Here is a 14,217-nt window from a genome sequence, read left to right on the forward strand (position 1 = left end):
CCGCACGGCTGAAGGGGAACATGCCATGAGCGCCGAGGACCTCGAGAAGTACGAGACCGAGATGGAGCTCAAGCTCTACCGGGAGTACCGCGATGTCGTCGGTCTGTTCAAATACGTGATTGAGACCGAGCGGCGTTTCTACCTCACGAACGATTACGAGATGCAGGTGCACTCGGTCCAGGGTGAGGTGTTCTTCGAGGTCACCATGGCCGACGCCTGGGTGTGGGACATGTACCGCCCGGCTCGGTTCGTGAAGCAGGTCCGGGTGTTGACGTTCAAGGACGTGAACATTGAGGAGCTGAACAAGAGCGACCTGGAGCTGCCCGGCGGCTGACGGGCGGCGGCTGACGGGCGGCTGACGGGCGGCTGACGGGCGGCGCTGCCTCGGCGCCCTCGGTTCGGCCCCACCCGTGTGGGTGACGGGGTTTTCCACAGTCGTCCGGCCGTCCACCAAGATCCAACAGCTCGCTGAGCTGCCCTCATCGTTGGCGCCGGAGGTGGTGCCGACATGAACGCACGAAGTGCGATGGGCAGGTACGGCGAGACGCTCGCCGCCCGTCGGCTGACCGGGACCGGCATGACGGTCCTGGAGCGCAACTGGCGCTGTGGCCGGAGCGGCGAGATCGACATCGTGGCCCGGGACGGGGACGTCCTGGTCGTCTGCGAGGTCAAGACGCGCAGGGACGGTTCCTTCGAGCATCCGATGGCCGCGGTGACGCCCGAGAAGGCGCGGCGGCTGCGGCGGCTCGCCGATCGCTGGATCCAGACCCACGGCGGGGCCCCGCCCGGCGGGGTCCGCATCGACCTGGTCGGCGTGCTCCTCCCGAGGCGCGGCGCTCCCGTGGTCGAGCACGCGCGGGGGGTGGCGTGATGGGGTTCGCGCGTACGTGCTCCGTGGCGCTCGTCGGCGTCGAGGGCGTGCTGGTCGAGGTCCAGGCCGACCTCGAACCGGGGGTCGCGGCGTTCACGCTGGTGGGCCTGCCGGACAAGAGCCTGACCGAGAGCCGGGACCGGGTGCGGGCCGCGGTGGTGAACTCGGGCGCCGAGTGGCCGCAGAAGAAGCTGACGGTGGGACTGAGCCCAGCCTCGGTGCCCAAGAGCGGCAGCGGGTTCGACCTGGCCGTCGCCGCTGCCGTCCTCGGCGCCGCCGAGCGGATCGACCCGCGCGTGCTCGCCGACATCGTGATGATCGGGGAGCTGGGCTTGGACGGCCGGGTCCGTCCGGTACGCGGCATCCTCCCGGCGGTGCTGGCCGCTGCCGAGGCCGGCTACGAACAGGTGGTCGTACCCGAGTGCGCCGCCGCCGAGGCGTCCCTCGTGCCCGGTGTGTCGGTGCTCGGCGTGCGCAGCCTGCGTCAGCTGATCGCCGTCCTCGCCGACGAACCCGTGCCGGAGGAGGAGCAGGACCAGCAGGGCCGGCCCGACCCGCTCATGGCCGGCCTGCGCATGCCCGGCACCGGCGCCGCCACCGGGATGCACAGCATGGGAGCGGCACAGTACGACCACGGCCACGACCTCGCCGACGTCGTGGGCCAGGAGTCGGCGCGCACGGCGGTGGAGGTCGCCGCGGCCGGCGGCCACCACCTGTTCCTCGAGGGGCCGCCCGGCGCCGGGAAGACGATGCTCGCCGAACGGCTGCCCGCCATCCTGCCCCGGCTCTGCCGGTCGGAGTCGCTGGAGGTCACCGCGGTGCACTCGGTGGCGGGCCTGCTGCCGCCGGGCAAGCCCCTGATCGACGTGGCCCCCTACTGCGCGCCGCACCACTCCGCCACGATGCAGGCGCTCGTCGGGGGCGGCCCGGGCATCGCGCGGCCCGGAGCCGTCTCACTGGCCCATCGAGGAGTCCTCTTCCTGGACGAGACACCGGAGTTCAGCAGCCATGCCCTGGACGCCCTGCGTCAGCCGCTGGAGGCCGGGCACGTCGTCATCGCGCGCAGTGCGGGCGTGGTGCGGTTCCCGGCGCGGTTCCTGATGGTGCTCGCCGCCAATCCCTGCCCGTGCGGGCGGTTCTCGCTGAAGGAGGACCTGTGCGATTGTCCGCCCTCGGCGGTCCGCCGCTACCAGGCCAGGCTCTCCGGACCGCTGCTCGACCGAGTCGATCTCCGGGTCGAGGTGGACCGGGTCACCCGCGGTGAACTGGCCGGCCACGGCCCCCGGGGCGACGCCACCGCGACGGTCGCCGACCGGGTGCGGGCGGCCAGGGAACGGGCGACCGCCCGCCTCGCGGGCACCCCCTGGCGGTCCAACAGCGAGGTGCCCGGCCGGGAGCTGCGCAGCCGCTGGCCCGCCGCACCGGGCGCCCTGGACGACGCGGAACGCAGCCTCGAACGGGGCGTGCTCACCGCCCGTGGCCTCGACCGCGTCCTGCGCGTCGCCTGGACCGTCGCGGACCTCGTCGGCCACGCCCGGCCCGACGCGAGGGACGTCGCCCTCGCACTGCAACTGCGCACCGGGGTGCCGAGGGGCGTGCCCATGGCCCTGGGGGCGCTGACGTGACGGGGGAGGACGACATGACCGACACCGGGGGCGACGCGCTGTTCGGGCGTGACGCGGTGCGCGAGGGCGAGGACGCGATCACCGGCGGCGGTCCTGCCGGTACCGGCGACGCGAGGAGCGCCGCGAGGGGCGGCGCGGCGACCGGGGGCGAGGCTCCGTCCGACGGCGTCGGTTCCGGCCTGGGCGGCGCTGCGGCTGGGGGTGACGCCGTGACGTCGGGGGACGTCGGGGCTGGTGGCGAGGCGGTGGCAGCAGGGGACGCTGCCGCTGGGGGTGCTGCGACGGCGGTGCCCGGCGGCACGGCTGGGGCTGATGTGGTGGACGACGAGTTGCTCGGCAGGGTCTTTCTCAGCCGGGTCGTCGAGCCCGGTGACGAGGTCGCCGGACGGTGGGTGCGGGAGCGGGGCGTCGCGGACCTGGTACGGCGGCTGCGCGAGGGCGGACCGGCGCTGCCCGGGGTGAGCGGGAAACGGTGGGCCGGGCTCTGTGCCCGGGCGAGCCGGGCCGACCCCCGGCGGGACCTCGCCGTCGCCCGGGAGGCGGGCGCGCGGTTCGTGGTGCCCGGGACGGCGGAGTGGCCGGGGCAGCTCGACGACCTGGGGGACGCCCGGCCCCTCGGACTGTGGGTGCGCGGCGCACCCAGCCTGCGGATGTGGGCGCTGCGGTCGGTGGCCGTCGTCGGCGCCCGCGCCTGCACCGAGTACGGCGCCCACATGGCGGCCACCCTCGCCGCCGGCCTCGCGGAGCGCGGCTGGGTGGTGGTCTCCGGCGGCGCCTACGGAGTCGACGGCGCCGCACACCGGGGGGCGCTCGGCGCGGGCGGTGCCACCGCCGCGGTCCTCGCCTGCGGCGTCGACCGCCCCTATCCGTCCGGGCACACCGGGCTGATCAACCGCATCGCGGATCAGGGACTGGTCGTCGGGGAACTGCCGCCGGGCGACCACCCGACACCGAGCAGATTCATCCTCCGCAACCGCGTGATCGCCGCGCTGACCCGGGGCACCGTGGTCGTCGAGGCGGCCTACCGCAGCGGCTCCCTGGTCACGGCACGGGCCGCCCAGCGGCTGGGCCGGCACACGATGGGCGTCCCCGGCCCGGCGACCAGCGCGCTGTCCGCCGGAGTGCACGAACTGCTGCGCGGCGACGCCGTGCTCGTCGGTGATGCCGCCGAGGTCGTCGAGCTGGTCGGCGACATGGGCGAGCTGTCCCCCGAGCGGCGCGGGCCCGTGCTCCCGACCGACCTGCTCGAACCCAGGACCCGCCAGGTACTGGCCGGGCTGCCCGCGCGCGGCGCGGCGACGGCGGCCGAGGCCGCGCTGCGCGCCCAGACCACCGAGGACGACGCGATCGCGAGACTGTACGAACTTCGAGCACTTGGTTACGTCGAACGACACGGCGACGGCTGGAAGTTGACACGCCAGGCGATGATCTCGGTCCGAGGCGGTCGGCGCCCGTGTTGACGCAGCGTGTTCGGCCGTCCGGGGGAACCCCGACGCCCTTGGGAATCCTGGGCAGTTGAGGCATCCGAATGATCACGCAGAGCGATCATCATCCCCCCTGTAGAGCGTTCAGCGGAACGTATCTGCGTACGGTCCCCGCTCCGCTCTTCGCGCACCGCGACAGTCCAGTCACGCTACGCTCACGAGGACCCCCGCGGAGCTCCGACAGCAGGCGACAACCAGACAGCAGACCGGCGGCCTCACCAGGCACCCACAACACGGCAGAACGGCACAAGGCGACGAATGCCCCAGCACACCTCCGGGTCAGACCGGGCGGCGATCCCCCCAGCCGCCCGTGACGGCGGCGACGTGCGACCGCCCGCCCCCTCGACGCTCGACGAGCTGTGGCGGTCGTACAAGGCGACGGGGGACGAGCGGCTGCGGGAACAGCTGATCCTGCACTACTCGCCCCTGGTGAAGTACGTGGCGGGCCGGGTCAGCGTGGGGCTGCCGCCCAACGTGGAGCAGGCCGACTTCGTGTCCTCCGGGGTGTTCGGGCTGATCGACGCGATCGAGAAGTTCGACGTCGACCGGGAGATCAAGTTCGAGACGTACGCGATCACCCGGATCCGGGGCGCGATGATCGACGAGTTGCGGGCGCTGGACTGGATCCCGCGGTCGGTCCGGCAGAAGGCGCGGAACGTGGAGCGTGCCTACGCGACGCTGGAGGCACGGCTGCGTCGCACCCCGTCGGAGGGCGAGGTGGCCGCCGAGATGGGGATCGCGGTGGAGGACCTCCACGCGGTGTTCAGCCAGTTGTCGCTGGCCAACGTCGTGGCGCTGGAGGAGCTGCTGCACGCCGGGGGCGAGGGCGGGGGCCGGCTGAGCCTCATGGACACGCTGGAGGACACCGCCGCCGACGACCCCGTGGAGGTGGCCGAGGACCGGGAGCTGCGGCGCCTGCTGGCACGGGCGATCAACACACTGCCCGAGCGGGAGAAGACCGTCGTCACGCTGTACTACTACGAGGGCCTCACCCTCGCCGAGATCGGCAACGTGCTGGGCGTGACCGAGAGCCGGGTCAGCCAGATCCACACCAAGTCGGTGTTGCAGTTGCGCGCAAAGCTGGCGGGATTCGGCCGCTGACCTGCCCGTACGGCCCGTCGGCGGCCCGTCCCGGGACCCCCTCGGCGCGCGTGCGGTCGGGTGAGTGACTCCCGTACGAGGTGACGCGTCCGTAAAGTGGTGACGTGCCAAGGATTCGAGCGGCCTCCGTGGCCGAGCACCGGTCGATGCAGCGTGCCGCCCTGCTGGACGCGGCACGCTCCCTGCTGTCCGACGGCGGAACGGAGGCGCTGACCTTCCCCGCCCTCGCCGAACGGACGGGTCTTGCCCGGTCGTCCGTCTACGAGTACTTCCGGTCCCGGGCCGCGGTCGTCGAGGAGCTGTGCGCCGTCGACTTCCCGGTGTGGGCCGCGGAGGTCGAGGCGGCGATGGAGCGCGAGGCGACCCCCGGGGCCAAGGTCGAGGCGTACGTGCGCAAGCAGCTCGACCTCGTCGGGGACCGGCGGCACCGGGCCGTCGTGGCCATCTCGGCCAGCGAGCTGGACGCCGGCGCGCGAGAGAAGATCCGGGCGGCGCACGGCGGGCTGATCGCGATGATCGTCGAGGCGCTCGGCGAGATGGGGCACACGCAGCCGAGGCTGGCGGCGATGCTGCTGCAGGGGGTCGTGGACGCCGCCGTGCGGCGGATCGAGCTGGGGGCGGCGGAGGAGCCGTCGGCGATCACCGAGGCAGCGGTGTCCATGGCGTTGCGGGGCGTCGAGGGCTGAGTGCCGGGGCCCGCCCGGCGAAGGGCTCGCGGCGCCCGGGCGGTCCGGCTGTGACCGGCGTCCTCGTCCCCGGTCAGGACCCTGGACGGGCGGGCTCGGGCACGCCCAGGACCGGCAGCAGCCTTGACGGCCCGGAGCCCGGGAGCAGGGTGGGAGCGGGGAGAGCGAGCGCCGGGGCGCGGCGAATGGCCGCCGGCGTTCGGCGTCGGCGTCCGGCGTTCGGCGTTCGGCGGTGAACGGTGTCCTCGTCTTCGGTCAGGCCCCTGGCGGGGTGGGCTCTGGTACGCCCAGGACCGGCAGCAGCCTCGACGGTCCCGAGGACAGGAGCCACGGTGGGAGCAGGGTGAGCGGGTCGACGTAGACGTCGCCGCGCAGCACGCCCCAGTGCAGGCAGCCCACGCAGTGGGAGCCCGTCGGCTCCACCGCGCCGACCACCTCGCCGGCCGTCACCGCGTCGCCCTTCCGGACCGACGCCGCCACCGGTTCGTACGTCGTCCGCAGAGGTGGATCGCCCGTCCCCGTCAGTTCCACCGAGACGACGCCCCTGCCCGCCACCCGCCCCGCGAACGTCACCTTCCCCGCCGCCACCGCCCGCACCGGGGTCCCGGCCGCCGCCGTCAGGTCCACGCCGCGGTGGCCCCGGCCGTACGCGGTCGCCGGGGGCTCCCAGCCCCGTGACACCGCCGGCCGGTCGCCGACCGGCCAGACACGGGCCACGGCCGGCACCACCGGGTCCGGAAGCCGCCGGACGCCCGACTCCGGTGCCGCCGGCATCGACGCGGACACCGGCACGGAGGCCGCCGGGGCGCCCGCCGGCTCCGGTCGTGGCGCTTCCGGGGCCAGGACGGCCGACAGCAGCGTCACCCACGCGCACGCACTCACCCATCGCCTCACTCGCATGCGGAAACCGTCCCGCACCCGCGCCTGCCTCCGCCCCCGCCTGTGGACCACCGCACGGTTGTGGACAGCCGCGTCACCCGGTGCCCCGCGGGTCCCGTACACTTCTGGTGGCGATCCGGGTCACCGGGTCGACTTCGCACGCCCCGACACGAAGCCCGCAAAGGTTCGTGTCAGCGCCCCTCGGTCCCTAGTGGCAGGCGCATCGCGGGCGTCAGGCGCGGGAGCCGTCCGGCTCGCGCGGCACAACCGAGAAACTCAAGGAGATACGGCCATGGCCGTCGTCACGATGCGGGAGCTGCTGGAGAGCGGCGTCCACTTCGGTCACCAGACCCGTCGTTGGAACCCGAAGATGAAGCGCTTCATCTTCACGGAGCGCAACGGCATCTACATCATCGACCTGCTCCAGTCGCTGTCGTACATCGACCGCGCCTACGAGTTCGTCAAGGAGACCGTCGCCCACGGCGGCACGGTCATGTTCGTCGGCACGAAGAAGCAGGCGCAGGAGGCCATCGCCGAGCAGGCCACCCGCGTCGGCATGCCCTACGTCAACCAGCGCTGGCTGGGCGGCATGCTCACCAACTTCTCGACCGTCTACAAGCGCCTGCAGCGCCTGAAGGAGCTCGAGCAGATCGACTTCGAGGACGTGGCCGCCTCCGGCCTCACCAAGAAGGAGCTGCTCGTCCTCTCCCGCGAGAAGGCCAAGCTGGAGAAGACCCTCGGCGGTATCCGCGAGATGTCCAAGGTGCCCAGCGCCGTCTGGATCGTGGACACCAAGAAGGAGCACATCGCGGTCGGCGAGGCCCGGAAGCTCAACATCCCGGTCGTCGCCATCCTCGACACCAACTGCGACCCCGACGAGGTCGACTACAAGATCCCGGGCAACGACGACGCGATCCGCTCCGTCACCCTGCTCACCCGCGTGATCGCCGACGCCGTCGCCGAGGGCCTCATCGCCCGTTCCGGTGCCGGCAAGGCCGCCGAGGGTGACAAGGCCGCGGGCGAGCCGCTCGCCGAGTGGGAGCGCGACCTGCTCGAGGGCGAGAAGAAGGCCGAGGAGGCGCCCGCCGCCGACGCCGAGAAGCCTGCCGAGGCCCCCGCCGCCGAGGCTCCGGCCGCCGAGGCCGCGGCTGACGAGGCCCCTGCCGCCGAGGCGCCCGCCGCCGAGGCCCCCGCTGCGGACGCCGAGCAGGCCTGACCCCTCACCACCTTCGGGTTCTGGACGGCGGGGGCCCACGAAGCCCCCGCCGTCCGGCGCCCGTAGATCTTCAGACTTCGAGAGAGATTCCAGAAATCATGGCGAACTACACCGCCGCCGACGTCAAGAAGCTCCGTGAGCTCACGGGCGCCGGCATGATGGACTGCAAGAAGGCGCTGGACGAGGCCGAGGGCAACGTCGAGAAGGCCGTCGAGGCGCTCCGCATCAAGGGCCAGAAGGGCGTCGCCAAGCGCGAGGGCCGCTCCGCCGAGAACGGCGCCGTCGTCTCGATCATCGCCGACGACAACACCTCGGGTGTCCTCGTCGAGCTGAAGTGCGAGACGGACTTCGTCGCCAAGGGTGACAAGTTCCAGAACGTCGCCAAGGCCATCGCCGAGCACGTCGCCAAGGCCGCCCCGGCCGACATCGAGGCGCTGCTCGCCTCCGAGATCGAGCCCGGCAAGACCGTCCAGGCGTTCGTGGACGAGGCCAACGCCAACCTCGGCGAGAAGATCGTCCTGGACCGCTTCGCGCAGTTCTCCGGCGGCTTCGTGACCGCGTACATGCACCGCACGATGCCTGACCTGCCCCCGCAGATCGGTGTCCTCGTCGAGCTGGACAAGCCGAACGCCGAGCTCGCCAAGGGCGTCGCCCAGCACATCGCCGCCTTCGCGCCGAAGTACCTCTCCAAGGAGGACGTGCCGGCCGAGGTCGTCGAGTCCGAGCGCCGCGTCGCCGAGGAGACCACCCGCGCCGAGGGCAAGCCCGAGGCCGCCCTGCCGAAGATCGTCGAGGGTCGCCTCAACGGCTTCTTCAAGGACGCCACGCTGCTGGGCCAGCCCTACGCGCTGGACAACAAGAAGTCCGTCCAGAAGGTGCTGGACGAGGCCGGTGTCTCCCTGAAGCGCTTCTCGCGCATCAAGGTCGGCATCTGAGTCCGTACCGCGACGGACGCGCGACCCCGGTAGGGTCGACAGCAGCCGTCGGCGCCGTTCGCGCATGCCGTGGCGCACGCGCGCGCGGCGGCGGACGACAGCAGATCTGACGAGGAGGCCATTGCCGCGTACGGGATGCGAAAACGCCCCCACCGGCAGTGGCCTTCTTCGTGTGTGTGACCCACGTAAAAGAGGCGAGATCTCCATGACCACCAAGGCCGAGAAGAGCGACGACGGCAAAGTACGCGGCCGCTTCATGCTGAAGCTGTCCGGAGAGGCCTTCTCCGGCGGTGGGGGCCTGGGCGTCGACCCCGACGTGGTGCACGCCATCGCCCGCGAGATCGCGGCCGTCGTCCGCGACGGCGCGCAGATCGCCGTCGTCATCGGCGGCGGCAACTTCTTCCGCGGCGCCGAACTGCAGGTGCGCGGCATGGACCGCGCCCGCTCCGACTACATGGGCATGCTCGGCACCGTGATGAACTGCCTGGCCCTCCAGGACTTCCTGGAGAAGGAGGGCGTCGACTGCCGCGTGCAGACCGCCATCACCATGGGCCAGGTCGCCGAGCCGTACATCCCGCTGCGCGCCGTGCGCCACCTGGAGAAGGGCCGCGTGGTCATCTTCGGCGCCGGTATGGGCATGCCGTACTTCTCCACCGACACCACCGCCGCCCAGCGCGCCCTCGAGATCGACGCCGAGGCGCTGCTCATGGGCAAGAACGGCGTGGACGGTGTCTACGACTCCGACCCGAAGACCAACCCGGACGCCGTGAAGTTCGACGCGCTCGGGTACGGCGACGTCATCACCCGTGACCTGAAGGTCGCCGACGCGACGGCCGTCACGCTCTGCCGCGACAACAGCCTGCCGATCGTGGTCTTCGAGCTCCTGAAGGAGGGCAATATCGCCCGCGCCGTCAAGGGTGAGAAGATCGGCACGCTCGTGGACGACCAGGGCAGCCGGGACTGACCGGAGAACCACCCCCTGTCCGCGGACGCCACCTGTCCGGGGGACGGACGGGACGGGACCGGGCCGGGGGATGGACAATGTCCCGCCGGTCGGGAACCGTGCAGGAAGAACGCGACGCAGCCGGCCGCAGCCCCGACAGGGAACCGCAGCCGGGCCTACTCAAGACACGCAGGAGCAAGTGGTGATCGAAGAGACCCTCCTCGAGGCCGAGGAGAAGATGGAGAAGGCCGTCGTGGTCGCCAAGGAGGACTTCGCCGCGATCCGCACCGGCCGTGCGCACCCGGCGATGTTCAACAAGATCGTGGCCGACTACTACGGCGCGCCGACGCCGATCAACCAGCTGGCCTCGTTCTCCGTGCCCGAGCCGCGCATGGCCGTGGTGACCCCCTTCGACAAGAGCGCCCTGCGCAACATCGAACAGGCGATCCGCGACTCCGACCTGGGCGTCAACCCCAGCAACGACGGCAACATCATCCGGGTGGTGTTCCCCGAGCTGACCGAGGAGCGGCGCCGCGACTACATCAAGGTCGCCAAGAGCAAGGGCGAGGACGCCAAGGTGTCCATCCGCTCCGTGCGCCGCAAGGCCAAGGACGCGATCGACAAGCTCATCAAGGACGGTGAGGTCGGCGAGGACGAGGGCCGTCGTGCGGAGAAGGAGCTCGACGACACCACCGCCAAGTACGTCGCCCAGGTGGACGAGCTCCTGAAGCACAAGGAAGCGGAGCTGCTCGAGGTCTGATGAACGACTCTTCCTGGGGAGCGCCGCCACAAGCCGGGTACTGGGGGCCGTCCGACCGGGGACCCGCCCAGGGGGCTGCCCCGGCGGGTCCCGCCTACGATGCGTACTACGCGCAGCAGACTCGGCCCATGCCCATCGTGCCCGACGTACCCGAACACGGCGGAGACCAGGATGACGACCAGGGGGCCGCTCGGCTGAGCGGTCCCTTGTTCCGAGACGAGCCACCGCGCGAAACACCGGAGCCCATGCCCGAAGCCCCCCAGCCGGCGCAGCCGCAGCCGCAGAAGAAGACCGCGGGGCGTGACCTGGGGGCCGCGATAGGGGTCGGGCTCGGTCTGGCCGCCGTGATCGTCGCGTCGCTGTTCGTCGTCAAGGCCGCCTTCGTCGGCGTGGTCGTGGTCGCCGTCGTGGTGGGCCTGTGGGAGCTGACCAAGCGGCTGGAGGAGCGCAAGGGGATCAAGGTGCCCCTCGTGCCGCTCGCGGTCGGCGGCGCGGCGATGGTGGTCGCCGGATACGTGCGGGGCGCCGAGGGCGCGTGGGTCGCCATGGCGCTCACGGCGCTGGCAGTGCTCGTGTGGCGGATGACGGAACCGCCCGAGGGCTATCTCAAGGACGTCACGGCCGGGCTCTTCGCCGCGTTCTACGTGCCGTTCCTGGCCACGTTCGTCGCGATGATGCTGATGGCGGACGACGGCGCGTGGCGCGTCCTCGTCTTCCTGATACTGACGGTGGTCAGCGACACCGGCGCCTACGCCGTCGGCTGGCGCTTCGGCAGGACCAAGCTGGCCCCCCGCATCAGCCCCGGCAAGACCCGTGAGGGCCTGCTCGGCGCGGTGGCGTTCGCGATGGTGGCGGGCGCGCTGTGCATGCAGTTCCTGATCGACGGCGGCACCTGGTGGCAGGGCCTCCTGCTCGGCCTCGCGGTCGCCGTCAGCGCCACGCTGGGCGACCTCGGCGAGTCCATGATCAAGCGGGACCTCGGCATCAAGGACATGGGCACGCTCCTGCCGGGGCACGGCGGCATCATGGACCGGCTGGACTCACTGCTGCCGACGGCACCGGTGGTGTGGCTGCTGCTGGTGATCTTCGTCGGATCGGGCTGAACCGGAAGGTGATCGTGGCAGGCTCGGCCTGACCTGCGGTTCTTGGTTGAGGGGCTCGCTGTCCACAGGGCGGCGGGTCCCTCTCCGTATGTCTGCGACACTGGTAGGGCCATGCCTAAGCCCGGAGAACTCACATTCGTCGCCCCCCGCGGAGCCAAGAAGCCGCCGCGGCACCTCGCCGACCTCACGCCCGCCGAGCGCAAGGAGGCCGTCGCCGCGATCGGCGAGAAGCCGTTCCGCGCCAAGCAGCTCTCGCAGCACTACTTCGCGCGGTACGCGCACGATCCCGAGCAGTGGACCGACATCCCGGCCGGTTCGCGTCAGGGTCTGCGGGAGGCGCTGCTGCCCGAGCTGATGTCGGTCGTGCGGCATCTGTCGACCGACCAGGGCACCACCCGCAAGACGCTGTGGAAGCTGTTCGACGGGACGCTCGTCGAGTCCGTCCTCATGCGCTACCCGGACCGGGTCACCATGTGCATCAGCTCCCAGGCGGGTTGCGGCATGAACTGCCCGTTCTGCGCCACCGGGCAGGCCGGCCTGGACCGGAACCTGTCGACGGCCGAGATCGTGCACCAGATCGTCGACGGAATGCGGGCGCTCAGGGACGGTGAGGTCCCCGGCGGGCCGGCGCGGCTCAGCAACATCGTGTTCATGGGCATGGGCGAGCCCCTGGCCAACTACAACCGCGTCGTGGGGGCCATCCGCCGCCTCACCGACCCCGAGCCCGACGGACTGGGCCTGTCCCAGCGGGGCATCACCGTCTCCACGGTCGGCCTCGTCCCCGCTATCCACCGCTTCACCGGCGAGGGCTTCAAGTGCCGCCTCGCCATCTCGCTGCACGCGCCGGACGACGAGCTGCGCGACACCCTCGTCCCCGTCAACACGCGCTGGAAGGTCCGCGAGGTGCTGGACGCCGGGTTCGAGTACGCGGCGGTGTCCGGGCGCCGGCTGTCCATCGAGTACGCGCTGATCCGGGACATCAACGACCAGGCGTGGCGCGGTGACCGGCTCGGGCGGCTGCTCAAGGGCAGGCCCGTGCACGTCAACCTCATCCCGCTCAACCCGACGCCCGGCTCGAAGTGGACCGCGTCGCGGCCCGAGGACGAGAAGGCGTTCGTCGAGGCGATCGCGGCGCACGGTGTGCCGGTGACGATCCGGGACACCCGTGGCCAGGAGATCGACGGGGCGTGTGGTCAGCTCGCCGCGAGCGAGCGGTAACCTGACCGGCGTACAGCTTCATACGTCAGTACACCTTCGTACGTCAGTACATCTTTCATACGTCAGTACATCTTCATATTCCGACAGGGGAGCGCCACAGCGCTGAGAGTGCGGCACCGGCCGCAGACCCTCCGAACCTGGCCCAGGTCATTCTGGGTAGGGAGATCGGTCATCACTCGAGCTGTTGCGCCCTGCCCGAGGTCCCCAGGGGCTGCGGGCGGGGCCGCGTCTTCTCCTGGTCACCCAGGAGGAATCAGTGAGCATCACCAAGAAGGCCGCCGCCCTGGCCCTCGGCCTCGGCATGGTCGGCGGCCTGGCCGCGTGCGGATCGTCGTCCGACGGCGACGGGCAGGGCTCCGGCGACTCCAGGACCGTGACGCTGGTCAGCCACGACTCGTGGGCGGCCTCGAAGGACGTCGTCGCCGCCTTCGAGAAGAGCTCCGGCTACAAGGTCAGGGTCCTGGAGGACGGCGACGCCGGGCAGGCCGTCAACAAGGCCATCCTCACCAAGGACAACCCCCAGGGCGACGTCTTCTTCGGCGTCGACAACACCCTGCTGTCCCGCGCGCTCGACAACGGGCTGTTCCAGCCGTACGAGGCGAAGGGCCTCGACCGGGTCGACCCCGCGTTCCAGGCCGACGCCGAGCACCGCGTCACGCCCGTCGACACCGGTGACGTGTGCGTCAACTACGACAAGGCGTACTTCAGCGAGCGCGGGCTGACCCCGCCGGACTCCCTCGACGACCTCGCCGAGCCCGCGTACAAGGACCTGCTCGTCACCGAGAACGCCGGCAGTTCGTCCCCCGGCCTCGGCTTCCTGCTCGGCACGGCCGCCGCGTACGGGGACGAGGGCTGGCAGGACTACTGGAAGAAGCTCAAGGCGAACGGCGTCAAGGTCGTCGACAGCTGGGAGCAGGCGTACAACGAGGAGTTCTCCGGCTCGGCCGGCGGCAAGAAGGCCAAGGGCGATCGTCCGCTCGTCGTCTCCTACGCCTCCTCCCCGCCCGCCGAGGTGATCTACGCCGACCCGCAGCCGGCCACCGCGCCGACGGGCGTCGCCGAGGGCACCTGCTTCCGCCAGGTCGAGTACGCGGGTCTGCTGAGCAACGCCGCGAACCCCGAGGGCGGCAAGGCGCTCCTCGACTTCCTCATCGGCGAGCGGTTCCAGGAGGACCTGCCGCTGAACATGTTCGTCCACCCGGTCCGCGAGGGCGCGCGGCTGCCCGAGGCGTTCCGGAAGTTCGGGCCGCGGGCCGAGGACCCGCAGACCATGGACCCGGCGAAGATCGCCGACCACCGCGACGAGTGGGTCAAGGCGTGGACCTCTCTCGTACTGAAGTAGGCAGGGCCGGGACGAGGACCAGGACCGTGCGCGGGAGCGCGGCGCGGCTCGCCC

14 protein-coding genes and 1 riboswitch are annotated in these 14,217 nt (G+C 71.6%); of the genes, 13 read left to right on the forward strand and 1 reads right to left on the reverse strand.

Annotated features, from left to right (window positions below):
- The first annotated feature begins 25 nt into the window (after positions 1–25).
- The 6 genes from ACFIF2_RS22365 (at position 26) to ACFIF2_RS22390 (ending at position 5,767) form a co-directional block, all read left to right on the forward strand.
- The gene (locus ACFIF2_RS22365) at positions 26–334 is read left to right on the forward strand and encodes a DUF2469 domain-containing protein (protein ID WP_014675276.1); all 309 of its coding nucleotides are present in this window, start codon (positions 26–28) and stop codon (positions 332–334) included.
- Positions 335–508: 174 nt separating this feature from the next.
- A complete protein-coding gene (locus ACFIF2_RS22370) occupies positions 509–871 on the forward strand; it encodes a YraN family protein (RefSeq protein WP_395574968.1) in 363 nt (120 codons plus the stop codon).
- Positions 871–2,496: a YifB family Mg chelatase-like AAA ATPase gene (locus ACFIF2_RS22375; RefSeq protein ID WP_395574969.1), complete on the forward strand. Its 1,626-nt coding sequence runs from the start codon at positions 871–873 to the stop codon at positions 2,494–2,496. The genes ACFIF2_RS22370 and ACFIF2_RS22375 overlap by 1 nt, the downstream gene beginning before the upstream one ends.
- Before the next feature lie 14 nt (positions 2,497–2,510).
- Complete coding sequence (gene dprA, locus ACFIF2_RS22380; RefSeq protein WP_395574970.1) at positions 2,511–3,956, forward strand: DNA-processing protein DprA; 1,446 nt, start codon at positions 2,511–2,513, stop codon at positions 3,954–3,956.
- A gap of 282 nt (positions 3,957–4,238) precedes the next feature.
- Complete coding sequence (whiG, locus tag ACFIF2_RS22385; protein ID WP_395574971.1) at positions 4,239–5,081, forward strand: RNA polymerase sigma factor WhiG; 843 nt, start codon at positions 4,239–4,241, stop codon at positions 5,079–5,081.
- A gap of 128 nt (positions 5,082–5,209) precedes the next feature.
- Positions 5,210–5,767 (forward strand): TetR/AcrR family transcriptional regulator, encoded by a 558-nt coding sequence (locus ACFIF2_RS22390; RefSeq protein ID WP_395575024.1) that lies wholly within the window; start codon positions 5,210–5,212, stop codon positions 5,765–5,767.
- A 255-nt stretch (positions 5,768–6,022) separates the two neighbouring features.
- Here the strand turns inward: ACFIF2_RS22390 and ACFIF2_RS22395 are convergent, their stop codons facing one another.
- The gene (locus ACFIF2_RS22395; RefSeq protein WP_395574972.1) at positions 6,023–6,667 is read right to left on the reverse strand and encodes a M23 family metallopeptidase; all 645 of its coding nucleotides are present in this window, start codon (positions 6,665–6,667) and stop codon (positions 6,023–6,025) included.
- Positions 6,668–6,938: 271 nt separating this feature from the next.
- On the opposite strand from ACFIF2_RS22395, the gene rpsB reads away from it, so the two are divergent.
- From rpsB to ACFIF2_RS22430, 7 genes are all read left to right on the forward strand, one after another.
- Positions 6,939–7,862, forward strand: coding sequence for a 30S ribosomal protein S2 (gene rpsB, locus ACFIF2_RS22400; protein WP_395574973.1), 924 nt, complete (start codon positions 6,939–6,941; stop codon positions 7,860–7,862).
- A 98-nt stretch (positions 7,863–7,960) separates the two neighbouring features.
- Complete coding sequence (gene tsf, locus ACFIF2_RS22405) at positions 7,961–8,797, forward strand: translation elongation factor Ts (protein WP_279561960.1); 837 nt, start codon at positions 7,961–7,963, stop codon at positions 8,795–8,797.
- Positions 8,798–9,002: 205 nt separating this feature from the next.
- Complete coding sequence (gene pyrH / locus ACFIF2_RS22410; RefSeq protein ID WP_395574974.1) at positions 9,003–9,761, forward strand: UMP kinase; 759 nt, start codon at positions 9,003–9,005, stop codon at positions 9,759–9,761.
- Between the two features lie 181 nt (positions 9,762–9,942).
- The gene (gene frr, locus ACFIF2_RS22415) at positions 9,943–10,500 is read left to right on the forward strand and encodes a ribosome recycling factor (RefSeq protein WP_356346623.1); all 558 of its coding nucleotides are present in this window, start codon (positions 9,943–9,945) and stop codon (positions 10,498–10,500) included.
- Complete coding sequence (locus ACFIF2_RS22420; RefSeq protein WP_395574975.1) at positions 10,500–11,603, forward strand: phosphatidate cytidylyltransferase; 1,104 nt, start codon at positions 10,500–10,502, stop codon at positions 11,601–11,603. Before frr ends, ACFIF2_RS22420 begins: the two co-directional genes overlap by 1 nt.
- Before the next feature lie 111 nt (positions 11,604–11,714).
- Complete coding sequence (gene rlmN / locus ACFIF2_RS22425; RefSeq protein ID WP_395574976.1) at positions 11,715–12,821, forward strand: 23S rRNA (adenine(2503)-C(2))-methyltransferase RlmN; 1,107 nt, start codon at positions 11,715–11,717, stop codon at positions 12,819–12,821.
- Between the two features lie 75 nt (positions 12,822–12,896).
- A riboswitch (TPP riboswitch) is annotated at positions 12,897–13,002 on the forward strand.
- A gap of 75 nt (positions 13,003–13,077) precedes the next feature.
- Positions 13,078–14,163: a thiamine ABC transporter substrate binding subunit gene (locus ACFIF2_RS22430; protein ID WP_395574977.1), complete on the forward strand. Its 1,086-nt coding sequence runs from the start codon at positions 13,078–13,080 to the stop codon at positions 14,161–14,163.
- Positions 14,164–14,217 lie beyond the last annotated feature (54 nt).

It is taken from the genome of Streptomyces sp. BK79 (assembly GCF_044142145.1).
Lineage (GTDB): Bacteria > Actinomycetota > Actinomycetes > Streptomycetales > Streptomycetaceae > Streptomyces.